Annotated in this window: 22 protein-coding genes; 9 read left to right on the top strand and 13 right to left on the bottom strand. The window is 58.6% G+C overall.

All coding sequences use genetic code 11. The annotated features are described in order from the left end of the window. Positions 1-66 precede the first annotated feature (66 nt). Positions 67-966, top strand: a complete 900-nt coding sequence (locus WFK59_RS17020) for a LysR substrate-binding domain-containing protein (protein WP_336756565.1) — start codon at positions 67-69, stop codon at positions 964-966. 128 nt (positions 967-1,094) lie between these two features. On the opposite strand, the gene WFK59_RS17015 is transcribed toward WFK59_RS17020, so the two are convergent. Together WFK59_RS17015 and WFK59_RS17010 are read right to left on the bottom strand one after the other, a co-directional pair. Beyond that, the gene (locus WFK59_RS17015; protein ID WP_233987092.1) at positions 1,095-1,403 is read right to left on the bottom strand and encodes a putative quinol monooxygenase; all 309 of its coding nucleotides are present in this window, start codon (positions 1,401-1,403) and stop codon (positions 1,095-1,097) included. A gap of 48 nt (positions 1,404-1,451) precedes the next feature. Continuing rightward, positions 1,452-2,033, bottom strand: coding sequence for an NAD(P)H-dependent oxidoreductase (locus WFK59_RS17010; protein ID WP_233987093.1), 582 nt, complete (start codon positions 2,031-2,033; stop codon positions 1,452-1,454). 161 nt (positions 2,034-2,194) lie between these two features. Between WFK59_RS17010 and WFK59_RS17005 the strand changes: the two genes are divergently transcribed. The 4 genes from WFK59_RS17005 to ftsP all read left to right on the top strand — a co-directional run bounded on the left by WFK59_RS17005 (position 2,195) and on the right by ftsP (position 7,760). After that, positions 2,195-2,962, top strand: a complete 768-nt coding sequence (locus WFK59_RS17005; RefSeq protein ID WP_336756563.1) for a transporter substrate-binding domain-containing protein — start codon at positions 2,195-2,197, stop codon at positions 2,960-2,962. Between the two features lie 167 nt (positions 2,963-3,129). Beyond that, positions 3,130-5,403 carry a DNA topoisomerase IV subunit A gene (parC, locus tag WFK59_RS17000; RefSeq protein ID WP_336756561.1) on the top strand — a complete coding sequence of 758 codons (2,274 nt, stop codon included), beginning with the start codon at positions 3,130-3,132 and terminating at the stop codon, positions 5,401-5,403. Positions 5,404-5,448: 45 nt separating this feature from the next. Beyond that, positions 5,449-6,186: a 1-acylglycerol-3-phosphate O-acyltransferase gene (locus WFK59_RS16995; protein WP_094120636.1), complete on the top strand. Its 738-nt coding sequence runs from the start codon at positions 5,449-5,451 to the stop codon at positions 6,184-6,186. Positions 6,187-6,329: 143 nt separating this feature from the next. Further along, complete coding sequence (gene ftsP, locus WFK59_RS16990) at positions 6,330-7,760, top strand: cell division protein FtsP (protein ID WP_233987096.1); 1,431 nt, start codon at positions 6,330-6,332, stop codon at positions 7,758-7,760. 101 nt (positions 7,761-7,861) lie between these two features. Here ftsP and dkgA read toward each other — a convergent pair whose 3' ends face one another. After that, entirely contained in the window at positions 7,862-8,689 is an 828-nt protein-coding gene (dkgA, locus tag WFK59_RS16985; protein WP_233987097.1) for a 2,5-didehydrogluconate reductase DkgA, read from the bottom strand. 204 nt (positions 8,690-8,893) lie between these two features. On the opposite strand from dkgA, the gene WFK59_RS16980 reads away from it, so the two are divergent. Further along, the gene (locus tag WFK59_RS16980; protein ID WP_233987098.1) at positions 8,894-9,802 is read left to right on the top strand and encodes an AraC family transcriptional regulator; all 909 of its coding nucleotides are present in this window, start codon (positions 8,894-8,896) and stop codon (positions 9,800-9,802) included. A 28-nt stretch (positions 9,803-9,830) separates the two neighbouring features. Here the strand turns inward: WFK59_RS16980 and WFK59_RS16975 are convergent, their stop codons facing one another. From WFK59_RS16975 to WFK59_RS16955, 5 genes are all read right to left on the bottom strand, one after another. Continuing rightward, a complete protein-coding gene (locus WFK59_RS16975; RefSeq protein ID WP_031376521.1) occupies positions 9,831-10,493 on the bottom strand; it encodes a DedA family protein in 663 nt (220 codons plus the stop codon). Between the two features lie 207 nt (positions 10,494-10,700). Beyond that, positions 10,701-11,891, bottom strand: coding sequence for a cystathionine beta-lyase (gene metC / locus WFK59_RS16970; RefSeq protein WP_336756557.1), 1,191 nt, complete (start codon positions 11,889-11,891; stop codon positions 10,701-10,703). A 135-nt stretch (positions 11,892-12,026) separates the two neighbouring features. Beyond that, positions 12,027-13,313 (bottom strand): TRAP transporter large permease, encoded by a 1,287-nt coding sequence (locus WFK59_RS16965; protein ID WP_233987100.1) that lies wholly within the window; start codon positions 13,311-13,313, stop codon positions 12,027-12,029. Between the two features lie 13 nt (positions 13,314-13,326). Further along, positions 13,327-13,833, bottom strand: a complete 507-nt coding sequence (locus WFK59_RS16960) for a TRAP transporter small permease (RefSeq protein ID WP_233987101.1) — start codon at positions 13,831-13,833, stop codon at positions 13,327-13,329. 49 nt (positions 13,834-13,882) lie between these two features. Next, positions 13,883-14,854 carry a TRAP transporter substrate-binding protein gene (locus WFK59_RS16955; protein WP_233987102.1) on the bottom strand — a complete coding sequence of 324 codons (972 nt, stop codon included), beginning with the start codon at positions 14,852-14,854 and terminating at the stop codon, positions 13,883-13,885. Positions 14,855-15,205: 351 nt separating this feature from the next. On the opposite strand from WFK59_RS16955, the gene exbB reads away from it, so the two are divergent. The 3 genes from exbB (at position 15,206) to WFK59_RS16940 (ending at position 18,486) form a co-directional block, all read left to right on the top strand. Continuing rightward, complete coding sequence (gene exbB, locus WFK59_RS16950; protein WP_336756684.1) at positions 15,206-15,928, top strand: tol-pal system-associated acyl-CoA thioesterase; 723 nt, start codon at positions 15,206-15,208, stop codon at positions 15,926-15,928. 6 nt (positions 15,929-15,934) lie between these two features. Then, positions 15,935-16,357, top strand: coding sequence for a TonB system transport protein ExbD (gene exbD, locus WFK59_RS16945; protein ID WP_094120626.1), 423 nt, complete (start codon positions 15,935-15,937; stop codon positions 16,355-16,357). Positions 16,358-17,163: 806 nt separating this feature from the next. Beyond that, a complete protein-coding gene (locus tag WFK59_RS16940) occupies positions 17,164-18,486 on the top strand; it encodes an MFS transporter (protein WP_233987104.1) in 1,323 nt (440 codons plus the stop codon). Here WFK59_RS16940 and WFK59_RS16935 read toward each other — a convergent pair. From WFK59_RS16935 to WFK59_RS16915, 5 genes are read right to left on the bottom strand one after another with little or no spacing between them, the layout of a single operon-like run. Further along, entirely contained in the window at positions 18,483-19,460 is a 978-nt protein-coding gene (locus WFK59_RS16935) for a Csu type fimbrial protein (RefSeq protein WP_336756554.1), read from the bottom strand. The two genes, WFK59_RS16940 and WFK59_RS16935, sit on opposite strands and share 4 nt — an antisense overlap. Next, positions 19,457-21,904: a fimbria/pilus outer membrane usher protein gene (locus WFK59_RS16930; protein ID WP_336756552.1), complete on the bottom strand. Its 2,448-nt coding sequence runs from the start codon at positions 21,902-21,904 to the stop codon at positions 19,457-19,459. Before WFK59_RS16930 ends, WFK59_RS16935 begins: the two co-directional genes overlap by 4 nt. A 7-nt stretch (positions 21,905-21,911) precedes the next feature. Continuing rightward, a complete protein-coding gene (locus tag WFK59_RS16925; protein ID WP_336756551.1) occupies positions 21,912-22,610 on the bottom strand; it encodes a fimbrial biogenesis chaperone in 699 nt (232 codons plus the stop codon). Positions 22,611-22,637: 27 nt separating this feature from the next. Next, positions 22,638-23,159, bottom strand: a complete 522-nt coding sequence (locus tag WFK59_RS16920) for a Csu type fimbrial protein (protein WP_336756550.1) — start codon at positions 23,157-23,159, stop codon at positions 22,638-22,640. A 16-nt stretch (positions 23,160-23,175) separates the two neighbouring features. Beyond that, positions 23,176-23,745, bottom strand: coding sequence for a spore coat protein U domain-containing protein (locus WFK59_RS16915; protein WP_233987108.1), 570 nt, complete (start codon positions 23,743-23,745; stop codon positions 23,176-23,178). Between the last annotated feature and the right edge of the window lie 57 nt (positions 23,746-23,802).

The following is a 23,802-nucleotide window of genomic DNA, read 5'->3' as shown; positions in this document are numbered from 1 at the left end:
CTCAGGTAGCGGGTCATGATCGACAAGCGGCCCGGAGAGGTCCACACAGCAGAGACAGCAGCGATTGTGAAAATTACACTGGAAGAGTTACGTGCCTGGGTGGCGGTAGTGGATACCGGCTCCATCACCGCCGCGGCCGACCAGCTTTCGCAGACCAGTTCAGGCATCAGCCGTGCCCTGAGCCGGCTGGAGAGCAAACTGCAAACCACCCTGCTTCATCGCACCACCCGACGGCTGGCGCTGACAGAAGAAGGGCAGGTATTTCTGGAGCATGCGCGTCAGATTCTGGCGTCGGTAGAGCAGGCAGAAGAGCAGATTGCGCAGCGACGCGAGATGCCGTCAGGGCGGCTGCGGGTCAATGCCGCTACCCCGTTTATGCTGCATGTGATTGTGCCGCTGGTGGAGGCGTTTCGCGCGCAATATCCGCTGATTCAGCTGGAACTCAATACCGACGATATCCTGATCGATTTGCTGGAGCAGCAAACCGACGTCGCCATTCGCATCGGCGAACTGCGCGACTCCACGCTGCGTGCGCGGATGCTGGGCAGCAGCGCGATTCGTCTGATGGCCAGCCCGGCCTATCTGGCGAAGGCGGGCAAGCCGCAAACCGTCGCCGATCTTGAGCAGCATCAGATTATCGGCTTCAGTCATCTTGATAATCACAACGTCTGGCCGGTCTGGCAGCCCGACGGCGAATTTATGCGGATTAAGCCGACGCTTTCCGCCTCCAGCGGCGAAACCATCCGCCAGCTGGCGCTGGCCGGACAGGGCATTGCGCGCCTCTCCGACTTTGTCAGCCGGGAAGATTGCGCCGCCGGGCGGCTGGTGCCGGTATTGCCTGATGAAACCCGTGAGCTGCGTCTGCCGGTGCATGCGGTCTACTATCGCAACACCACGCTCTCTTCACGCATTGGCTGCTTTCTCGACTTTCTGCGCACTGAGATCGACCGTCGCCAGCTGCTGTAAGCCTTCATGTCATCATAAAAAACCCCCGTCATGGACAGGGGTTTGAGATACGGACAACGTCTGGCCGGATTCGCTTTCAGAGCCTGCCTGCACCGGGAACAGAACAGGGATCAGGGCTACAGCAATAATCAGGCGCTGGGTTCCAGCACCAGGATTTTCACATCCACCACATCATCTTTAATGACGGCGCGATGCGCATCCATGTGCGGCATCTGCTGATGCTGCTCCAGATGACGCAGCGTTTCCCACTGTTCCAGCATAAAAATGGAGTCCGGCGAGTTCTGTTTCCACGGCACCTGTGCCTGATGGTCCAGCAGCGCATCATACTGGTGGCATCCCTCTTCCTGCAGCACGGTCGGGATCAGCGCTTTTACGGCATCCAGCACCGCCTGACGGCGACCGGGTTTTACACAAATTTCAGCAACGACGGTTAACATTCGCGGATTCCTCTTTCGCGGGGGAGTAAAGCGTAACGGTAGCCTGGCTTAGCCAAACACGCGAGTAAGATGATCGCGATACGCCGCAATGTCACGCGGCACATCAGGCTGCTTGATGACGTCATTACAGATAAAGGTCGGCAGCGCTTCCATACCCAGGAACTGGTTGGCTTTATGGAAGTGCAGATAGAGCCCGTCCACGCCGACGCCTTCAAAGAACTGCTCCGGATCGGTAAAAGCCTGCAGCGGTGCGTTCCAGGTCAGTGACAGCATATATTTTTTGCCCTGTAGCAGGCCGCCGGAACCATATTTTTTGGCGGCGTCAGCGCGGGTACGACCATCGCTGGCGTACAGTGAACCGTGACCTTCGGTAAAGACTTCATCAATATAACGTTTTACGGTCCACGGCTCGCCCATCCACCAGCCTGGCATCTGATAAATCACCACGTCGCTGTCGAGATATTTCTGCACTTCGTCAGCGACCACGTAGTCGCTGTCCGCCACGGTGACCGAGACCTCATGGCCCAGGTCACGCAGCTGGCTGGCGGCGACGTCAGTCAGGGTATGGTTCAGTTCGCCTTTTGAGTGGGCAAAGGTTTTGCCGCCGTCGATAATTAAAAACTTACTCATTCGAATAGGTACTCCTTTTTCTGTGTATGACGCTCAGCTTACGCGCGAAGCGGCAGCAGAGAAATGGGAGGCTGATCACAACACTTTTGCTGTAGCGGCAACAATACGCCGATTTATGGCACCATCAGTACGCAAACCAACCTGCCGAAGAAAAGCCCATCATGAAAAAAATTGTCATCCTTGCTCTGCTGCTGGCCAGCGGAGCCGCTCAGGCGCAGTCGCGTCTGGAGAGTGTTATCAGCAGCAAAGTGCTGAAGGTCTGTACCACCGGTGACTACAAGCCTTACAGCTACCTGCGGCCCGACGGCCAGTATGAAGGGCTGGATATCAGCATGGCGAATGCGCTGGCCGCCTCACTCGGTGCCAGAGTGCAGTGGGTGGCTACCAGCTGGAAAACCCTGATGCCCGATTTTCTGGCGAAGCAGTGTGATATTGCGCTGGGTGGCGTGTCGGTTACCCTGAAGCGCCAGCAGACCGCCTGGTTTGCTCAGCCGCTGGGTGTGGATGGCAAGATCCCGCTGGTGCGCTGTGCCGATAAAGACCGCTATCAGACGCTGGAGCAGCTCAACCGTCCGGAGGTGCGCCTGGTCGAGCCGGCGGGCGGTACCAACGAAGCCTTTGTTCATAGCCATCTGCCGCAGGCCTCGCTGACCCTGTTCCACGATAACGTCACCATCTTCCAGCAGCTGGTAGACAACCACGCCGATGTGATGATCACCGATGCCTCTGAGGCGCGCTATCAGCAACAGCGCTTCCCGACGCTGTGCGCCATCAATGCCGATAAGCCGCTACAATATGGCGAGAAGGCTTACATGATCCCGCGCGATGACATCAGCTGGAAACTCTATGTCGATCAGTGGTTACACCTGAGCACCGCGACCGGAGAGTACCGCGAGATTGCCCGGCAGTGGATGGGCGATCAGCTCTGACGTTACCGGTCCGATTTCCACTGCGTCAGCGGGTTAACCCGCGCCTGCTGACCGCCTGTCGCCGCGTGCTTCCCCTGTGACTAACACCGGCGAATAAGGTACTATCCTCGCCAAACCACCGCCGGGTGTCCCGCCGTTGTGGGCCACGATGTGAGGATGAGAAATTCATGAGTGAACTGACGCAGGATGGTGCAGAGCGTCTTGCCCTGCACACATTTACCGAGAATGCGTACTTAAACTATTCGATGTACGTCATCATGGACCGCGCCTTGCCTTATATTGGCGACGGCTTAAAGCCGGTACAGCGACGTATTATCTACGCCATGTCCGAACTGGGACTGAGCGCCAGCGCGAAATTCAAAAAATCAGCGCGTACCGTCGGTGACGTGCTGGGTAAATACCATCCGCACGGCGACAGCGCCTGTTATGAAGCGATGGTACTGATGGCGCAGCCGTTCTCGTATCGTTATCCGCTGGTGGATGGACAGGGCAACTGGGGCGCGCCCGACGATCCCAAATCCTTTGCCGCCATGCGTTACACCGAATCACGCCTGTCGAAATATGCTGAACTGCTGCTGGGTGAGCTGGGTCAGGGCACGGTCGATTATCAGCCAAACTTTGATGGCACCCTGCAGGAGCCGAAGATGCTGCCGGCGCGGCTGCCGAACATTCTGCTGAACGGCACCACCGGGATTGCGGTCGGTATGGCGACCGATATTCCGCCGCACAACCTGCGTGAAGTGGCGCAGGCGGCGATCACCCTGATCGACCATCCTAAAACTACGCTGGATGCGCTGCTGGATATCGTACAGGGCCCGGATTATCCGACCGAGGCGGAGATCATCACGCCGCGCGACGAGATCCGAAAAATTTATCAGAACGGGCGCGGCTCTATTCGCCAGCGCGCCATCTGGAAGAAGGAAGAGGGCGAGGTGGTGATCACCGCGCTGCCGCATCAGGTGTCGGGTGCGCGGGTACTGGAACAGATCGCCAGCCAGATGCGCAATAAAAAGCTGCCGATGGTTGAGGATCTGCGGGACGAGTCGGATCATGAGAATCCGACCCGTCTGGTGATCGTGCCGCGCTCAAACCGGGTCGATCTGGATCAGGTGATGAACCACCTGTTCGCCACCACCGATCTGGAAAAGAGCTACCGGGTTAACCTGAATATGATTGGCCTGGATAACCGTCCGGCGGTCAAAAACCTGCACGAAATTCTGTCGGAATGGCTGGTATTCCGCCGTGATACGGTGAAACGTCGTCTTAATCACCGGCTCGACCGCGTGCTGCGTCGTCTGCATATCCTCGACGGTTTGCTGGTGGCCTTCCTCAATATCGATGAAGTGATCCACATCATCCGTACCGAAGATGAGCCGAAGCCGGTGCTGATGTCACGCTTTGAACTGAGCGAAACCCAGGCCGAATCGATCCTCGAACTGAAGTTACGCCACCTGGCGAAGCTGGAAGAGATGAAGATTCGCGGCGAGCAGGCCGAGCTGGAAAAAGAGCGCGATCAGCTGCAGGCGACGCTGGCCTCTGAGCGCAAGATGAACACTCTGCTGAAAAAAGAGTTACAGGCCGACAGCGCCAGCTATGGTGACGAACGTCGCTCACCGCTGCGTGAGCGTGAAGAAGCGAAAGCGCTGAGCGAAACCGAGCTGATCCCTTCCGAGCCGGTGACCATCGTGCTGTCGCAGATGGGTTGGGTGCGCAGCGCCAAAGGGCACGATATCGATCCGGCCGGGCTAAGCTACAAAGCGGGCGACAGTTATCTGGCCGCCGCGCGCGGCAAGAGCAACCAGCCGGTGGCCTTTATCGACTCCACCGGCCGCAGCTATACCTTAGATCCGACCTCGCTGCCGTCGGCGCGCGGGCAGGGCGAGCCGCTGACCGGTAAGCTGACGCCACCGCCGGGCGCGGTCGTTGAGCAGGTGCTGATGGAGCCGGACGAGCAGCGCTTACTGATGGCGTCTGACGCGGGCTATGGCTTTATCTGCACCTTTGCCGATCTGGTCTCCCGTAACCGCGCCGGTAAAGCGCTGCTGACGCTGCCGGAAAACGCCAGAGTGATGACGCCAATGGCGGTACATCATGAAGATGACATGCTGCTGGCGATCACCCAGGCGGGACGGATGCTGATGTTCCCGGTCGGTGAACTGCCGCAAATGTCGAAAGGCAAGGGCAACAAGATCATCTCGATACCGGCCGCTGAAGCGGCTGCAGGTCAGGATAAGCTGGCATGGCTGATGATTCTGCCGCCGGGCAGCGCCATTACCCTGCATGTCGGCAAGCGTAAGATGCTGCTGCGCAGTGAAGAGCTGCAGAAATTCCGCGCCGACCGCGGACGTCGCGGCACGCTGTTGCCACGCGGCCTGCAAAAAATTGATCGTGTTGAACTGGATGCGCCTGCGCGTCCGGCTATTGCGGACAGCGAAGCGTAAACTACCCGGCTGACACTGTGTCAGCCGTGGCTCAATGAGGGAACTATGTTACTGATACTGCGTACCATTATCGTGGTAATTTATTCGATATTAGTCTCTGTGTTTGGCTGTATCTGGTGTCTTTTTTCACCGCGCAATCCGCGCCACGTCGCCACTTTTGGCCGCCTGTTCGGTAAATTGTCGACGGTATTAGGGCTTAAAGTAGAGTTGCGCCGTCCGGAAGGGGCTGACAACTACGGCAATGCGATCTATATCGCTAACCACCAGAACAACTACGACATGGTGACCGCCGCTAAAATTGTGCAGCCAACCACGGTGACGGTCGGCAAAAAGAGCCTGTTGTGGGTACCGTTTTTTGGTCTGCTCTACTGGCTGACCGGTAATCTGTTGATTGATCGGGATAACCGCGCCAAAGCACACGGCACCATCGGCCAGCTGGTCGATCAGTTCAACCGTAAGCGCATCTCGTTCTGGATGTTCCCGGAAGGCACGCGCAGCCGCGGTCGCGGTTTAATGCCGTTTAAAACCGGCGCATTCCACGCCGCCGTGGCGGCCGGTGTGCCGATTATCCCGATTGTGGTCTCCAATACGCACGATAAGATCAAACTGAATCGCTGGAACAATGGGCTGGTGATCGTTGAGATGCTGCCTCCGGTTGATGTGAAAGCGTTTGAATCTTCCTCGGTGCGTAAGCTGGCAACCCACTGTCGTGAACTGATGGCGGCGAAGCTGGAAGAGCTTAACGCCGAAGTCGAAGCTCGCGAAAAAAGCGGTAAAATCTGACCGGCGATTGCATCGCCGAACCAGCCTGCAGGGATGCCGCACGGTGAGGGGCTTAACGGCTCGCCGTAAAAGCAGCACAGCACATAACAGCAATAAAAACAGGGTTGGCGCGTCAGCGCCACGCGTAAAAGGTCAGAAGTTTTATGTCTTTCAGCAGACGTCAGTTCATCCAGCTTTCTGCTGGAGTGGCGCTTAGCGCCGGTATTATGCCTCATGCGGCTCGTGCCGCGTCCGCCGCCAATGGTGATACGCCACTGCCGATTCCGCCGTTACTGGAATCACGTCGCGGTCAGCCGCTGTTTTTGACCATGCAGCGCAGTCACTGGGCATTCAACGGTGATAATAACAAGGTTCCGGTATGGGGCATTAACGGCCTCTATCTCGGGCCGACGGTGCGCGTCTACAGCGGCGACGACGTGAAACTGATCTACAGCAACCGCCTCAATGAGCCGGTGTCGATGACCATCAGCGGCCTGCAGCTTCCTGGCGCACTGATGGGTGGCGCACCGCGCATGATGTCAGCCGGCGTCGACTGGGCGCCGGTACTGCCGATTCGTCAGGCGGCCTCGACCTGCTGGTATCATGCCAATACGCCGAACCGCATGGCGCCGCATATCTACAACGGGCTGGCGGGGATGTGGCTGATTGAGGACGATATCAGCAAGCAACTGCCGTTGCCGAAACACTACGGCGTTGACGACTTTCCGATCATCATTCAGGACAAGCGGCTCGATAACTTTGCCACGCCGGTTTACGACCCGCCGCAGGATGGCGGCTTTCTCGGCGACACGCTGCTGGTGAATGGCGTGCGAAATCCTTTTGTCGAGGTTTCCCGCGGCTGGGTGCGTCTGCGTCTGCTGAACGCCTCGAATGCGCGCCGCTATGAGATGGTGCTGAGCGATAACCGGCCATTTATGGTGATTGCCAGCGATCAGGGCTTTCTGTCCGCGCCGGTCGCGGTACAGCGCCTGTCGCTGGCTCCGGGTGAACGACGCGAGGTGCTGGTCGATATGTCACAGGGCGATGAGGTATCGATTACCGCCGGCACCGCGGCGGGCATTATGGATCGGCTGCGCGGCTTCTTTGAGCCGTCATCGATCCTGACCTCGACCCTGATCCTCACCTTACGCCCCACCGGGCTGCTGCCGCTGGTCACTGATAATTTGCCCATGCGACTGCTGGCCGATCAGATTCTGGATGGTGTGGCGGTGCGCACGCGTGAGTTCCGGATTGGCGACAGTATGCCGGGCATCAACGGCGCCATCTGGGACATGAACCGTATTGATACCACCGCGCAGCAGGGCACCTTTGAGCGCTGGATTCTGCATGCCGATCGGCCACAGGCGCTGCATATTCAGGGTGTGATGTTCCTGATTAAGAGCGTCAACGGCGCGCAACCGATGGGCGAAGATCGCGGCTGGAAAGATACGGTCTGGGTAGATGGTGATGTGGAACTGATGGTCAGCTTCCCGCAGAGTTCGTCAGATCACTTCCCATTTGTCTATTACAGCCAGACGCTGGAGCTGGCGGATCGCGGAACTGCCGGTCAGCTGGTGGTGCAGCCAACGCAGTAAGCCGTACGGCGTAACGAAAAAGGGCAACGTCACGTTGCCCTTTTTTTAGTGCGACAACAGCAATGAACCGCGTCACGCCGCGCCGCAAACGGGTTCACCGCTTAGCCGTTAAAGGTTTCCGGGTCCGGCCCCAGACGGTTGCCGCTATCCAGCTTAGTGATGTCGCTGACTTCATGCTTATCCAGCCGGAAATCGAACACCTTAAAGTTCTCTTCGATACGTGCAGGCGTGACCGACTTCGGAATCACCACCAGCCCGCTGTCCAGATGCCAGCGAATGACGATCTGCGCCGGGGTTTTGCCATATTTCTTCGCCAGCGATTTAATCACCTCCTGATCAAATACGCCTTTACCGCCCTGCGCCAGCGGGCTCCAGGATTCCGTCTGAATCTGGTGCATCGCATTCCACGCATGTAGCGTGCGCTGTTGCAGCATCGGATGCAGTTCGATCTGGTTGACGACCGGCGTCACACCCGTCTCATCCAGCAGGCGCTTGAGGTGGGATTCATGGAAGTTACAGACGCCGATACTTTTGGTCAGCCCCTGCTGCTGTAGCTCGATCATTTTCTTCCAGGCATCAACATAGTGATCTTTTTCCGGGCACGGCCAGTGCATCAGATAAAGGTCAACCTGCTCCAGTTGCAGCTTCTGCAGGCTGGTTTCCATCGCCTGCTGAACGTTCTGCTGATCGTCATTCCACAGCTTAGTGGTGACGAAAATCTCGTCGCGCGGCACGTCGGTTTCCTGCAGCGCCTGACCAATCGCTTCCTCGTTCTTGTAAGCGGCGGCGGTATCAATGGAGCGATAGCCGACCTGTAAGGCTTTCAGAACCGCCTGGCGCGCTTCGTCGATACTGGCCTGCCACACGCCCAGTCCCAGTTGCGGCATCATATTGCCATCGTGCAGTTTGATAATGGGTTGGTCTGCCATAGTTGCTCCTTTCCGTTGCAGTTAACCAGTGAGATTTCACTGTGCTTAAGTCTAGCCAACAATTCACAGCCTGCCTGTCGGGCTGAGCGTGCGCAACAGCAACACACTGCCCGATCCGGCAAACTTCTTGCCTGATTCTCCAATTCGCTGGCGGTTCAGGCAGTGTCGCGGCACACTGACTTTTTATCCTGATAAGGAGTCTGAATGGCGCACGATGCCCTGTGTCACCGCCTGGCGCAGCAGGTGGTGACCTTAATGACCCACGGTCGCGATCGTCTCTGTCCGGTCAGTCATGTTTCGCTGATTTATGCTAATCAGTATCGTCCGCGCACGCCGATGATGTATCAGCCTGGCATTGTGATCCTGTTTCAGGGCAGCAAAACCGGCTATCTCGGCAGCACGGTGTTCCAGTACGACGCCAGCAAGTACCTGATGCTCACGGTGCCGCTGCCGGTGGAGTGCGAAACCTGGGCCTCGCCAGAGGTGCCGATCGCCGGTTTATGCCTGAATGTCGATACCGCCAGCCTGCAGGATTTGCTGATTGAGATCGGTGACGATGATCAGTTTCAGCCGCAGCCGCTGACCTCCGGCATCCACTCGGCGTGGCTGACAGAACCGATGCTCTGCGCGGCGGAACGGCTACTGGATGTGATGACGCAGCCGCGCGATGCCCGCGTGCTGGGGCCGCATATCGTGCGTGAGATTATCTATTATGTGCTGACCGGCCCGCTGGGGGGGGCGCTGCTGTCGCTGGTGAGTCGCCAGACCCAGTTCAGCCAGATTGCGCGTGCGCTGCGGCGCATTGAAAATCACTTTGCCGACAATCTCAGCGTTGACGCGCTGGCGGCGGAGGTGAACATGAGCGTCTCGGCGTTCCACCACAACTTTAAAGCGGTGACCCAGACGTCACCGTTGCAGTATCTCAAGCGTTATCGTCTGCACCAGGCACGGTTACTGATGCTGCATGATGGACTGAAAGCGAGTGCGGCGGCGGTGCGGGTTGGCTATGAAAGCCCGTCGCAGTTTTCGCGCGAGTTTAAGCGCTATTTTGGCGTGACGCCGGGCGAAGAGGTGAGTCGGGTACGGCAGACGGTGGCAGACCCGTCCGCCTGACAGGCGGCGGGTCATCACCAGAATGGCGTCAGGCCTGCTTCTGCCGACGTTTTTTCCAGATCACAATAATGCTGCCGAACAGGCCGAGAAACAGCAAGACCATCGGCAGCACCATCAGAATCGCCATCACCTGATCTTCATGACGTTTGATAAAGGGTACCTGGCTGATGCCATAGCCAAACGCCACCACGATGCCGACCCAGAGCACACCGCTCAGCCAGTTAAACAGCTGAAAGCGGCCATTCTGTAAACCGGCAATGCCCGCCATGGTCGGCAGGATGGTGCGGATAAAGGCGAGAAAACGACCCACCAGCAGCGCCATCAGGCCATGACGGTTAAACATATTCCAGGCGCGCTGATGATATTGCGCCGGCAGATGCATCAGCCAGCTTTTCACCAGCCGGGTATTGCCCAGCCAGCGCCCCTGCAGATAACTCAGCCAGCAGCCGAGACTGGCGGCCGTGGTGAGGATCACCATCGTCGGTATGAAATCCATCACGCCTTTCGCGACCATCGCGCCCGCCAGCAGCAGCAGGCTGTCGCCCGGCAGGAAAGAAGCGGGTAACAGCCCGTTTTCCAGAAACAGCGTCAGGAACATTACGCCATACACCACCCACACTACATCCGGATTTGCCAGCGCGGCAAAGTCCTGATGCCAGAGCGCGTGGACAATCTCGTGTAAAACACCCATTAGCTATTCCATCACGTCACAAGGAAAACCCGCCTTATCAGGCTGCCGCGAGAGTGGCAGACTGAGCCTGCCTGGTCTGCAGGGGCTCAGCGCTTCACGCTCGGCCTGGTGCCTGAACGGTCCGGGATAAATTTTAACAATAATCAGGCCGCAGCCCGGCAATCTCTGCTGGCGGCGACCACCACGTTTATCTTCTGTTTAGCTTGCTCAGCGCGTCAGGCGCGCAAAACCCGCCTCAAGGTCGGCGAGCAGATCCTCAACGTGCTCCAGACCAATATGCAGCCGCACCAGCGTACCCGTGAAATCGACCCCGCCGGCTGGGCGAATTGCGGCCAGTTCTTCCGGCTGATTCGCCAGGATCAACGACTCATAGCCGCCCCACGAGTAGGCCATGCTGAAATGATGGAAGTGATCGAGGTATTCCGCCAGCTGCGCCGGGCTGAGTTTCTGGTGCAGAATAAAGGAGAATAGCCCGCTGCTGCCGTTAAAATCGCGCTGCCAGAATGCGTGGCCCTTACTTTGCGCCAGCGCCGGATGGTTAACCCGGGCCACTTCCGGCCGGGCCGACAGCCACTCAGCCACCTGCAGCGCGCTCTCTTCATGCTGACGCAGCCGGGTGCCGAGCGTGCGTAATCCCCGGCTCGCCATGTAGGCGGTATCCGCATCGACCATCTGGCCCATCAGATAGGAGTTCTCGCGCAGCTGATCGATGCAGCGCGCGTTGGCGACCGCGGTGCCGATCATCGCGTCACTGTGGCCAATCAGATATTTGGTCCCGGCCTGAATCGAAATATCGATCCCATGTGCCAGCGCGTTGAACAGAATACCGGCGGCCCAGGTATTATCGATCATGATAATTGCGTCGGGGGCTTTAGCCCGCACCGCCGCCACAATGGCCGGGATATCCTGCACTTCCATGGTGATTGAAGCGGGTGATTCCAGAAAGACCACCCGGGTGTTGGGCTGGATCAGCGCCCCGATTTCGCTGCCGATACAGTGATCGAACCAGCCAATCGAGACCTGCATCTTTTGCAGAATTTTGTGGCAGAAGTCCTGCGTCGGCTCATACACCGCGCCGCTCATCAGTACGTGGTCGCCCGCCGCGACAAACGCCAGAATCGCATTAGCCACTGCCGCGGCGCCGCACGGATAGAGCACGCAACCGGCGCCGCCTTCCAGTTCGGTCATCGCGTCCTGCAGCGCAAAGTGGGTCAGGGTGCCGCGGCGACCATAAAACAGTTCACCTTTTGCCCGACCGGCGGTGGCGCGTTTTTTGTCTGCTACGCTGTCAAAAACCAGTGAGGAGGCACGCTGAATTACGCTATTCACCGAGCCCTGGGTATAACGTTTGCTGCGTCCTGCGCTGACGAGGGTGGTATCAATTTTTTTGGTGCTCATGAGTCGCCTTTGCCGCTTCTGCCTGAGCCTTCACGTTAGCACGAAAAGGCCGGCAGGGTTGAGACTCAATGGCGATTATCAGAGTGCGTCGCAGGATAAAAATCGGGTCCGCAGGCGAACCCGATTTTGCGGGTGCTACATGACGCCCATCAGACGCGGTAACCAGAGTGAAATCGCCGGAATATAGGTAATCAGCATCAGCACGATGAACAACATGCCGTAAAACGGCAGCATGGCACTGACCACCTGCTCAATTTTCTGCTTACTCACCGCACTGGCGACAAACAGCACCGTGCCGACCGGCGGCGTAATCAGGCCGATGCCGAGGTTGGTCAGCATGATCATCCCGAAATGAACCGGATCGATTCCCAGCGAAGTCGCGACCGGCAGCAGCACCGGCGTCAGAATCAGAATCAGCGGAGCCATATCCATCAGCGTCCCCACCACCAGCAACAGAATGTTGATGCACATCAGAATCACATACTTGTTATCCGACAGACTGGTGAACGCCTCGGTAATCAGCGTCGGCAGTTGCATAAAGGTCATCACCGCGCCAAACCCGGCGGCGAAGGCGATCAACACCATCACGATGGTGACGGTTTTGATGGTGCGGAACAGCAGGATATGCAACTGGTTCCATTTGAAGTCACGATAGATAAACATGGTGACGAAGAAGGCCCAGATACAGGCGATCGCCGCCGACTCCGAGGCGGTGAAAATACCGGACAGAATCCCGCCCATGATAATGACGACGGTGAACAGCCCCCAGAACGCATCGAAGAAAATCTTCAGCGCCTGACGAAACGGAATGCGATCGCCTTTCGGATAGCCGCGTTTCCGGGCAAAGCCGAGGCACATTATCATCAGGCAGCCGCCCAGCATCAGGCCCGGCAAAATTCCGGCGACAAACAGCGAAGAGATAGTGACCAGCCCGCCGGTCGCCAGCGAGTAGATCACCGAGTTATGGCTGGGTGGCGTCAGTACCGCCTGCACTGAGCCGCTGGCGGTGACGGCGGCCGCAAAGTCGCGCGGATAGCCTTTCTCTTCCATCTGCGGAATCATCACCGAGCCGATCGAAGCGGTATCCGCCACCGATGAGCCGGAAATGGCGCCAAAGAAGGTGGAGGCGACAATGTTGACCAGCGATAAACCGCCGCGAATGAAGCCAACAAAGATGTAGGCAAAGTTAACCAGGCGGCGGGCGATGCCGCCTTCAGCCATGATCGCCCCGGCGAGAATAAAGAACGGAATGGTGAGTAGCGAAAATTTGTTAATGCCGTTGGTAATCTGAATCACCACCGCTTCCAGCGGCAGATCGATCCACCAGGCGCCGATAAACGCGCTCAGGCCGACCGCAAACGCCACCGGAAAACCCACCAGCAGCAACACCAGCAAACTGCCTAATAAAATCAATGCGTCCATCTTCTGCTCCGGATTAGTGGGTGCCGCCCAGCGTGACAATCGGACGCTGGCTTTGATCGCCGGTCAGCAATCGCTCAACAACAAACAGCAGGGTAAAGATCGCGCCAATCGGGATCGGCAGATACATCTCGCCATAGGTTACGGCAGGCAGCGAGGCCAGCGACTGCACCCACATCGCTTCACACAGGCTATAGCTGGCCTGAAAGATCACCAGACAGGTAATGATCATCAGCAGATCGCAGACCCGCAGCAGCAGACGTTGCAGAGCGGGTGACAGGCGATCGGTCATCATGGAGACGCAGATGTGTGTTCCGGCGCGTAAGCCGACCGGCGCGCCAATAAAGGTAAAAATAATCATGCATATGATGGCAACCGGTTCCGGCCACGAGAGCGCGCCGTTCATCACGTAGCGGGCAAAAATCCCGATCGGGATCACCGTCACCATGATCATCAATGCCACGGCGGCAACCAGCATGCACAGCAGATAGAGCCCATCCATCAGACGCGTATAAGCAGCCATAATTGATACCTGATTAAGCACGCCACACGGCAGTGTGGCGCGGGAAGGGTTATTTCACGTCAGCGATCCGGGTCATCAGATCCTGATATTTACCGCCAAACTGATCGCGCACCGGCTGGGTCGCCTTAACGAAATAGTCGCGGTCGGTTTGCTGGAAGGTGACGCCGCCGGCTTTCATCTTCGCAAGCGACTGTTCGGTATAGGTTGCCCAGAGCTGGCGCTCTTCATCCTGCGCTTCTTTACCCAGTTTCTTCAGCAGCGCCTGATCCTCAGGCTTGAGACGATCCCAGGCACGTTTCGAGAACAGGATCATTTCCGGCTGAATAAAGTGTCCGGTGAGGGTGTAATATTTCGCGACCGGCATATAGTTATGGGCGACGAAAGTCGGTGGATTATTCTCGGTTCCGTCAACCACGCCGGTCTGCATGGCGCTGAACACTTCGCTGACGCCCATCGCCACCGGGTTGGCTCCCATCGCTTTCAGCGTAGCCAGCGAAATGGCGCTGTTCTGTACGCGGATCTTCATGCCTTTCAGATCTTCGGGCTTCGCCAGCGGTTTTTTGGTGATCATGTTGCGTTCACCGGCGTCGGTCCAGCCGAGAAACACCATTCGGGCGTTGGGATCTTTATCGAATTTATCGGCGATCTCTTTACCGATCTCCCCATCCAGCACCTTGTGCATGTGGTCGACGTCGCGGAAAACATAGGGCAGCGTCAGCACGCTGGTTTCCGGCGCGATGCTGGTGACCGGCGCCAGCGACACGCGGATCATATCGATCGCGCCCAGTTGTACCTGTTGCAGAGTCTGATCTTCATCGCCCAGCACGCCACCGGCATAGAGTTTCATCTCCAGCCGGCCGTCGGTGGCCTGTTTCAGTTTGTCACCCATGTGCTGCAGCGCCACCACTGTGGGGTAGCCAGCAGGCTGAACTTCTGCCACTTTAATCACCTGTGCCGAGGCGGCGGCGCTCACCATCATTGCCGCCAGGGCACATGCCAGGCGTGTTTTGGTCATTCTCATTATGTTGTCTCCAGCAGAGGAAGGGCGGCGCTCAGGAATCCGGCGTGTGTAGCAAGGGGCCGCGTGGAGCCAGCATAGTGAAAAAGGGCGTCAGCGAAATGCGGCGATGCTGATTGAATGAATGCGATCACATTTTGAAACGTTGTTTTAATAAATTTTCACGCAGCATCACATTTTCGAAACATCCCCGTCGGCTGTCATAAAACTGCCGTCATCGGCCTGCCGGGCAGGTTAGAGTTTGTAAATACTAATGAGAACGACTATCAATTCGCGGCTATTTTGCTATTATTTGCGCTTGTTTCGCATCCCTGTAGATGAAGTTGGAGAAGCAGCGTGGTAGCCAGTGATTTGATGCAAACGGACCTCTCCGTTTGGGGCATGTATCAACATGCCGATATCGTGGTAAAGGTAGTGATGATTGGCCTGTTACTGGCTTCAGTTGTCACCTGGGCGATCTTCTTCGGCAAATATGCCGAACTGAGCGCCGCTAAACGTCGCCTGAAACGCGAGCAGCAGGCGCTGGGCGAAGCGCGTAACCTGAATGACGCCGCCCGTATTGCTCAGCAGTTCACCGGCCATAGCCATAGCGCCGTGCTGCTGAACGACGCACAAAATGAGCTTGAGCTGTCAGCCGGGGTGGAGGACACCAACGGCATTAAAGATCGTACCAGCTTCCGTCTTGAGCGCCGCGTTGCCGCCGTCAGCCGCCACGCTGGCCGGGGCAACGGCTTCCTGGCGACCATTGGTTCGGTCGCGCCGTTTATCGGCCTGTTCGGCACCGTGTGGGGCATCATGAACAGCTTTATCGGCATCGCTAAAACCCAGACCACCAACCTTGCGGTTGTTGCACCTGGCATCGCGGAAGCGCTGCTGGCGACGGCGATTGGCCTGGTCGCTGCGATTCCGGCGGTGGTGATCTATAACGTCTTTGCCCGCATGATCGCCAATTACAAAGCCTCACTGGGTGATGTGGCGGCGCAGGTGCTGCTGTTACAGAGCCGTGATATCGATCTGGGAAACGTCGCCGCTGACGTTCCGCGTCCTGCGGCGGCCCAGAAACTGCGCTTAGGGTAAGCGATTATGGCCATGCGATTAAACGACGACCTGGAAACCGATGGTGAAATGCATGAGATCAACGTCACGCCGTTTATCGACGTGATGCTGGTTCTGCTAATCATCTTCATGGTGGCGGCACCGCTGGCGACTGTCGACGTGCGCGTGAATCTGCCAGCGTCTACCAGCGCGCCGCAGCCGCGACCGGAAAAACCGGTTTACCTGTCGATCAAGGCTGACAAGCAGCTTTATGTCGGTAACGATCAGGTGACACCGGAATCGCTGGTCAGCGTGCTGACCGGTCAGACCGGCGGCAACAAAGAGACCACCATTTTCTTCCAGGCGGACAAGTCGGTGGATTACGAAACGCTGATGAGCGTGATGGATCAACTGCGTAGCGCGGGCTATCTGAAAATTGGTCTGATGGGCATGGAAACCGTGAAGAAATAGCGGTTTACCCGGTAGAGAGAGAAGGCGGCTGATTCAGCCTGATGCGCGTCAGTTAAGGTTAAATTTTCAAAGGCTGTCACGGTCAGACGTGGCAGCTTTTTTTTGTATGGGCAGGCGTGCCGGAGTGCGGGCCTGAGCACCTCTGCTGCTGCCGGGCCGTCCTCGCGCCGCTTCGCGGTACCTTCGGCTTTGACGTCGTGCCGACGAACCGTTCGGGGATCGGCCTTCCCTGGCCGGCCTCGAACTCTCCACGCTTCCCGGCGTGGCGTTCTGGCCCAACGTCACGCCTCAGCGCTGCGGATAGCCCTTTCAGCAGCAGAGGTGCTCAGGCCTCTACCATCGTGCCTTTTTAACAACATGCACTGAAGCTTCAGAGCAGGCTGGGGCCGATCCGGGGCAGGCAATCCGCAGCGCTGAACATTAGCCAGGAGAGCCCGCAGGACGCGGGCGAAAGGCGGGGCGGCACAGGATGTGCCATTCCCGGCGGTCCGTCAGGCAGAGGAATGAAGTGAAGGCACCGCGTAGCGGCGCGAGGACCGCCAACCCCGGAGCGGCACCAGACTGCGTTATCACCGGTCGCTTAACTGACGAGCAACAGGCTGATTCAGCCGCCTTTTTTATGCAGCCCGTCAGACCGGATGAAATCAGGCGAACTGGCGCTTCCACTGGTCGGTTATGCTGGCGAAGTTCGATTGTTAATTAGTTGTTACTTCTGCATACAGTTTTGTAAAGTGCAATGGTGAGGTTGCTCACATTATTGCCGCCTCAGGCAGGCTAAAACGGCTAAAAAACTACAGGAAGCCGTTATGAGTCACACCTCGTCTTTACAAAAGCCGCCGAAAAGTGCTGCCCGCACCATCTTCAACGTTACCAGCGGTAACTTTCTCGAAATGTACGACTTTATGGTGTTTGGTTACTACGCCACCGCCATCGCTAAAACCTTTTTCCCCGGTGATGACCCCTTCGCTTCCCTGATGCTGACTCTGATGACCTTTGGTGCCGGCTTCCTGATGCGCCCGCTGGGGGCGATCATTCTTGGAGCGTACATTGACCATCATGGCCGCCGCAAAGGTCTGCTGCTGACGCTTGGCCTGATGGCGATCGGCACTCTGACGATTGCGCTGGTGCCAGGCTACGCCACGCTGGGCGCGGCGGCACCGATTCTGATCCTGCTCGGGCGTTTACTGCAGGGCTTCTCGGCAGGCGTTGAGCTGGGTGGCGTCTCGGTTTACCTGGCGGAGGTCGCGCCCGAAGGACGCAAAGGGTTCTTTGTCAGCTGGCAGTCCGGCAGTCAGCAGGTTGCGGTGATCTTTGCCGCGCTGCTCGGCCTGGCGCTGAATCATCTGCTGGCGAAAGAGGCGGTAACCGAATGGGGCTGGCGTATTCCGTTTGTGGTCGGCTGCCTGATCGTGCCATTCCTGTTCTATATCCGCCGGATGCTGGAAGAGACCGAAGCGTTCAGCAAGCGTAAACACCATCCACGCATGACCGAGATTATGCGCTCGGTGGCCAGCAACTGGGCGCTGGTGCTGGCGGGGATGCTGATGGTAGTCACCACCACCGTGATGTTCTACATGATTACCGCGTTTACGCCGACCTTTGGCAAAACGGTGCTGATGATGAGCGATAAACAGGCGTTCCTGGTGACGCTCTGTGTCGGGCTCTCTAACCTGATCTGGCTGCCGCTGATGGGATCGCTGTCGGACCGCATCGGCCGTCGTCCGCTGCTGATCGTGTTTACTCTGCTGATGATTGCCACCACCTGGCCGGTGCTGCACTGGCTGGTGGGATCGGCCAGCTTTGCTCATCTGCTGGAAGCTGAACTGTGGCTGTCATTTCTCTATGCCAGCTATAACGGGGCGATGGTGGTGTATCTGGCGGAAATCATGCCCGCCGAGGTGCGCGCCGCCGGTTTCTCGATGGCCTACAGCCTGGCGACCGCGCTGTTTGGCGGCTTTACCCCAGCGATTTCCAGCTACCTGATCCACGTCACTGGCGACAAGGCGATGCCGGGCGTCTGGCTGACCTTCGCCGCCGTGTGTGGCTTAATTGGTACCTTACTGATTGGCCGGATGGTGAAGCAGTACCAGGCGCGTCACAGCGGCGCACCGGTCAGCGCCTCGCTCTAAAACGATAAATCCACCACCACGCTGTCGCTGTAGTTGCCGGCGGGCGGCGTGTTCTGGCTGGTGAGGACCCGCGCGGTGTAGTTAAAGCCGCGCGTCAATCCGTCTGCCGACACCGCTGATGAGGTGGTGCTGCTCCAGCGTTCAGTGCCGCCCGGTCCCCAGCGGTTGCTGGTCGTCCCCTTATAAATCTCATAGCTCAGCCGGTTTGCCCCGCTCGCCATATTCCTGACGCTGCCCACCGGATAGCTGCCGTTGCTCAGGCCAACGGTATAGGTGCTGCCTTTGCTGCACAGCACGTTGATGGTCTGTGACACGCTGGAGAAGCTGCCGACCAGCGGCGCACTGCCAAAGCTGATATTCGGCGCGGTAATGGTGGTGCAGTCATTGGTCAGGATCGCCGTGACGGTAACCGGGATCACGCCACTGCCGCTCTGTTCGCTTAAACAGAGGTTGCCAATGGCGATGCTGGTGCAGATACGGTAGGTCACCGCGAGGTTCAGCGTCACCTGCCAGGTGCCGGCGGTCACCACCTGACCCGGCACGGTACGCAGATAGATCGGAATGGCAAAGTTCAGGCTGCCCAGCAGGCCCGCCAGGTTGATCAGGGTTTGCGAGCCAAAGACGAATGGCGTACCGCCGATCGTCAGTTCATTGGCGCAGGCGCTGTCGGTACAGAGCCGCACCGGCACGTTGTCGCTGCTGGTATCGCCGCTGCGCTTCAGAATGCCGCGGGTGCCGTTACTGTTAGTGGCACCGGTCAGTTGAAAGGTGATCTGGTTATTGCCGAGCAGCGACAGCGCCGCCCCGGCCCCGCAGTTGACGTTGGCGTTGGTGGTGACCGAACTGACGGTGCTGTTGGCAACAAAAGTGGTGACGGAGCCGAAGCTGGCGGTGGAGGCGGGCAGGGCGCAGGCGGCGTAACCCAGTGACGGCAACAACAGCAGCAGAGCCGCGAACAGCAGACGATTTATCATGGTGGATTTCCGGTAGCAAAAGCATCAACAGGATGGGCGGTGCTGCCCGCCGCCGCTGCCGGCAGCGCGCAGGTCAATGGCCCATAGGTTTTCAGCGCCTGCGGCTGACCGCCGGCAATACGCAGTTCGGTGTCACAGCGGCGGCCATCCGGCGTTACCACCTGTATCGGATTGCTGGCGGTCAGATCCTCCATCCAGACAATGCCATCCCAGCCGACATATTCGGTGGCGTGATCGGGGCGCTGCACCAGGCTGGAGACCGGCAGCGGCTGGCCCTGCGCATCGTGCAGGATCACGCTGGCGGAGCGCAGTTTTTCCACCGGAAAGTTAAGCAGATAGCCGCTCTGACGCTTCACGGCAAACCGCTGCTCCACCCGTGGCGTGGTCATATCCGCGGGCAGGTCGAGGGTGTCGATATCATATTTGGCCGGATAGTAGCTGCTGATCGACGGCACCAGCAGATAGCCCTGCTGATTGGTGCGGCCCATTGCCTGATTCTCGTACCGCACCGTGACGTCGGGATAGTTGGTTTTGACCAGCACAAAGGCGTCGTTAATCTCGTTGGCGATAAACAGGCTGTTGTCCATCAACACCAGCGCGCCGGAGAGGTCAGCCCACTGCGTGGTGTTGTCATCATCGCCATAAAAGCCCGCCGAGGTATCAATCTGATTGTTGCGATAACGCAGGCTGCCCTGACGATAATCGCCGCTATCGCCGCTCTGATTGGCCCAGGAAGCGTCCCAGGCGATGCCGCCGTCGCTGGGCATGGCGCGCGAGACATAGAGCCGCTGGTTGTCGCGTCCCAGCTGGTCGCGTTCGGTGCTGATGGCGGCGCTGCCCTGTTCGCCAAACGGGATCACCAGCGAAATAGCCCCGGTCCAGCTTTTCTCCTGCTGATCGCGGCTGGCTGAAACGTAGAGGCTGCTGTTGCCCCACAGATTTTTACTCCAGGAGAGGTTCCATAGCCGGGTGCGATCGCCGCGGCCACCGGTGATGTCGATGTACGCCGCGCCGACGCTGCCGAAGCGGTTGAGTGACACGCTGGCGCTGTACTGGGCGCTACGGCGCGACAGGGCATAGCTGCTGCCGGCGTCGGTTCCGGCGCGGCTGCCGACCAGCGCCAGATTCCCAAAGTCGCGGCTGCGCTGGGTTTGCTGGGTGCCGAGGTTAAACCAGCGGTTATTGTACTGATATCCCCAGCTGTATTGCGTGCCGGTTTCGCCATCGAGCTGGCTGTGCGCCACCGCGCCATTCACCACGCCCCAGCTTCCGACGCGCAGCAGTCCGCCGACGCCGCCCATCGCCAGACTGTCGCTGCCTTCAGCATGACTCTCCAGCGTCAGCCAGTCGGTCATGCCGTAACGATAAGAGCCACTGGCCGCCGCCGCGCCATAATCGAAATTCTTTATCCCATAGTTCTCGCGGATCGCCCCGGCAGAAAAGGCGTAATCAGACAGGCCGGACTTCAGCAGGCTACTGGAGACATAGAACGGCAGGGTGGTCGTCACGCGCCGTCCTACTGCATCCGTCGTGGTGATCACCGCGTCGCCGGCACCGTTAACAAACGGCACGTTGGTCAGCGACCAGGGTCCCGGCTGCACGTTCGCCTGGCTGGAGCGGTAGCCGTTGATAAACAGATCGACGGTGGAAGGCACTGCGGCCTGACCGGAAAAGGCGGGCAACGGATAGGTCACCAGATCGGGACGGACGCCAAAATCGCGGCCAATACGGATGCCGCCGAGCCGCACGCTATTACTCCAGGCCAGCGAATCAGTCACCAGATCGCCGACCCGCCAGCTGATTGCCGCATTCTCATTTTCATTACTCCATCCGCTGTCGTAGCGGATGTAACCATCATCCTGATAGCTGTTGCTGCCTTCCAGCTGCTGCTGCCAGACGCCGTTGCTGAAGAACTGGCCTGCCGGTCCGAACAGCCGCAGCTCGTTCCAGGCGGAGAGGCGGGTGCCGCTGTTATCGGTGCGGCTGGCATAGAGATCGTAATTGATCAGCGCACCACTGCTGGTGCGTCCGGGATAGCGCGGTCCGTTTTGCGCCTCGCCAATCACCTGTCCGGGCAGCCAGCCGGGCGGCACGCTGAGCAGCAGGCGTTGCCGCGCATCGTCATACTCCACTTTGACCTGCGGCATGACGCTGACGTCGACCTGCGGCTGCGACCCCAGTTTATCCTGCGGCAGACCGGCCCGCTGCAGGTCGCCACTGCGCAGCCAGAAGTGGCCGTCACGCTGTTCAACCGCCACGATGTCACCGCGCACCTGCTGGTTAACGATCAGCTCCAGCATATATTGCTGGCCGTTACCGGGGTTCTGCAGGCTGGGCGGCGGCGGCAGGGATGAGTAAGTTTCCGCCAGCGACAGGCCAGGCGTCAGACAGTAAAAGACGCTGGTCACCGCCAGCGCACCGGGATGAAGAGAAAAAGGTCTCATCGGGCGCTTACTTCTGGGCAGCGCTGCGCCACTGACTCTTGTTCACTTCAGCCACGAGTTCACCACTCACCGCCGCATTCAGCGGCCAGCGATAGCGGCTGTTAGCCAGCACATAGCCATACAGACCTTCGCCCAGCTGGCGGCCACCGATGCTGACGTGACTGAGGCGGGCATGGCCGTTGCCACGATTGGTCAGCTGCAGCCAGCGCTTGCCGCCTTCGCTGACCTGCTGCCAGCTGAGGTCCGGGCGGACGCTGTCGGCGCTGAGGCCGTCGCCATAGACAAACAGCGGCACCGAATAGCGCATCTGGAAAGTCAGTCCGGCCTGGTTTTCGCCCGGCTGGCGTGGCGTCGGGATCTCATCCAGCACCACCCGATAGGCCAGCTCCTGACCGGCAGCGGGCGGGGTCTGCTTGATCAGCCGGACTAATTGCTTCTGACCGGGCTCCATCCGCACCATCGGCGGGCTGGCGACCACCTGCTGCTGCGTCTGGTACTGCTCCTGACCATTGACCTGCTGCCAGCCGAATACCCGGATCTGCATCATGGTGGTGGTATTGCCGCGGTTCTCCAGCCACAGTTCGCTGGCTTTCTCCGCAGGATTGATCGCCGGATCGATCGGCCAGATCATCACCGAGTTAGCGGCAAAAGCCGGCGACAGTAAGGTGGTGCCGATCACAATCAGCAGGGCGCGCAGTAACTTCATCGTCGTTTCCTTGTTATTGATATCGCCTCACCAGCTCAGGGTGACGGTCAGGGTGTCGGTATAGACGCCGGCGCGCGCGGTTCCCGGCAGTGTCAGCTGGCCATAAATCGGCAGCGTGATGTTATTGGCATTGCTGTAGCTCAGTGGCACCGCCTGGTTTACCGGGATCACCGTGGTGCGGCTGGCGTTGCTGTAAAGCGTGTAGGGAACGGTATTGCTGAAGTTCGGCAGTTTCAGGTTGCGCGTCGTGGTGTAGTTGTTGCCCTGATTAATGCTCATGTTCAGCGTGGTGCCCGGCGTACAGGCAAGATTGAGGGTGGTGCTTTGCACATAGCTGGCGCTGACGACACCGGTCGCCACGCCAGACTGAGAGCCAAAATTGAGCGTGCCAAAAACGCCGGTATTGGTACCGGATATCACGCAGCCTGCCACAATCGAAGCGGTCACCTGGAAAGTGCTGGTCGGCAGACTCCAGGCGCTAATACTCCATATCAGCAGACACAGACCGCGTGCAATCGTCAGACAGGACCGCGAGACAGCCACCCACATTCACCGGCGAATGCAGTTAATAGTTCACGGCGACGTTAATGGTGTCGGTATAGGTTCCGGCAGGGATCAGCGGGTTAAAGCCTCCGCCAACCACCCGACCGTAAATGGCATAGTTAGTGCCCAGGGTAGGATCGGTGGTGCCGCTGGCCGCGATGGGGGTGTTATTGGCAATCGCCGTGGTGAAAGACGCGTCGCTATACAGGGTGTAGGCGATGCCCTGCGCATTATCTGAGCCCAGCACCAGATAGCGCGGCGAAGTGGACGCCGTGCCATAGACGGTAGCAGGCGCGGTATTGCTGCTGGTGACCACCACATTGTAATCCTGGCCGGTGGTGCAACGGACAAAAATACCGTTGCCTGCCGCACCGACCAGCGTGGCGTTCAGGGTATCAAAGGTGGCGGCACTGCTGCCGAAGTTCAGGGTACCGAAATTAACCCCGGCGGTGGCGGACTGACCGTTTACCAGACAACCGGTGGTCAGCGTCAGCGTCGCATTGATGGTGCCCGAGGTGGTTGCCGCCAGCGTTAATGACGGAAGCGCGGTGGTAATGCCAGCAGCAGCCAAAAGAAAAAGCTTGAGTTTCATAATCATTCCTTACCGATTATCCAGAGTCAGTGCTTTTTCACCCGGTGTTAATTTAAC

The sequence above is a fragment of the Pantoea sp. USHLN298 genome (genome assembly GCF_037149395.1).
Lineage (GTDB): Bacteria > Pseudomonadota > Gammaproteobacteria > Enterobacterales > Enterobacteriaceae > Pantoea > Pantoea astica.
The sequence above is the reverse complement of the archived record's forward strand: the minus strand, read 5'-3'. Positions and strand labels throughout refer to the sequence as shown.

What these genes read in the sequence shown, in the direction of transcription:
- WFK59_RS17015 (WP_233987092.1), bottom strand. Translation starts at nt 1,403, where the DNA reads ATGTTAACCGTCGTTGCTGAAATTTGTGTAAAACCCGGTCGCCGTCAG.
- WFK59_RS17010 (WP_233987093.1), bottom strand. Translation starts at nt 2,033, where the DNA reads ATGAGTAAGTTTTTAATTATCGACGGCGGCAAAACCTTTGCCCACTCA.
- WFK59_RS17005 (WP_336756563.1), top strand. Translation starts at nt 2,195, where the DNA reads ATGAAAAAAATTGTCATCCTTGCTCTGCTGCTGGCCAGCGGAGCCGCT.
- parC (WP_336756561.1), top strand. Translation starts at nt 3,130, where the DNA reads ATGAGTGAACTGACGCAGGATGGTGCAGAGCGTCTTGCCCTGCACACA.
- WFK59_RS16995 (WP_094120636.1), top strand. Translation starts at nt 5,449, where the DNA reads ATGTTACTGATACTGCGTACCATTATCGTGGTAATTTATTCGATATTA.
- ftsP (WP_233987096.1), top strand. Translation starts at nt 6,330, where the DNA reads ATGTCTTTCAGCAGACGTCAGTTCATCCAGCTTTCTGCTGGAGTGGCG.
- dkgA (WP_233987097.1), bottom strand. Translation starts at nt 8,689, where the DNA reads ATGGCAGACCAACCCATTATCAAACTGCACGATGGCAATATGATGCCG.
- WFK59_RS16980 (WP_233987098.1), top strand. Translation starts at nt 8,894, where the DNA reads ATGGCGCACGATGCCCTGTGTCACCGCCTGGCGCAGCAGGTGGTGACC.
- WFK59_RS16975 (WP_031376521.1), bottom strand. Translation starts at nt 10,493, where the DNA reads ATGGGTGTTTTACACGAGATTGTCCACGCGCTCTGGCATCAGGACTTT.
- metC (WP_336756557.1), bottom strand. Translation starts at nt 11,891, where the DNA reads ATGAGCACCAAAAAAATTGATACCACCCTCGTCAGCGCAGGACGCAGC.
- WFK59_RS16965 (WP_233987100.1), bottom strand. Translation starts at nt 13,313, where the DNA reads ATGGACGCATTGATTTTATTAGGCAGTTTGCTGGTGTTGCTGCTGGTG.
- WFK59_RS16960 (WP_233987101.1), bottom strand. Translation starts at nt 13,833, where the DNA reads ATGGCTGCTTATACGCGTCTGATGGATGGGCTCTATCTGCTGTGCATG.
- WFK59_RS16955 (WP_233987102.1), bottom strand. Translation starts at nt 14,854, where the DNA reads ATGAGAATGACCAAAACACGCCTGGCATGTGCCCTGGCGGCAATGATG.
- exbB (WP_336756684.1), top strand. Translation starts at nt 15,206, where the DNA reads ATGCAAACGGACCTCTCCGTTTGGGGCATGTATCAACATGCCGATATC.
- exbD (WP_094120626.1), top strand. Translation starts at nt 15,935, where the DNA reads ATGGCCATGCGATTAAACGACGACCTGGAAACCGATGGTGAAATGCAT.
- WFK59_RS16940 (WP_233987104.1), top strand. Translation starts at nt 17,164, where the DNA reads ATGAGTCACACCTCGTCTTTACAAAAGCCGCCGAAAAGTGCTGCCCGC.
- WFK59_RS16935 (WP_336756554.1), bottom strand. Translation starts at nt 19,460, where the DNA reads ATGATAAATCGTCTGCTGTTCGCGGCTCTGCTGCTGTTGTTGCCGTCA.
- WFK59_RS16930 (WP_336756552.1), bottom strand. Translation starts at nt 21,904, where the DNA reads ATGAGACCTTTTTCTCTTCATCCCGGTGCGCTGGCGGTGACCAGCGTC.
- WFK59_RS16925 (WP_336756551.1), bottom strand. Translation starts at nt 22,610, where the DNA reads ATGAAGTTACTGCGCGCCCTGCTGATTGTGATCGGCACCACCTTACTG.
- WFK59_RS16920 (WP_336756550.1), bottom strand. Translation starts at nt 23,159, where the DNA reads ATGTGGGTGGCTGTCTCGCGGTCCTGTCTGACGATTGCACGCGGTCTG.
- WFK59_RS16915 (WP_233987108.1), bottom strand. Translation starts at nt 23,745, where the DNA reads ATGAAACTCAAGCTTTTTCTTTTGGCTGCTGCTGGCATTACCACCGCG.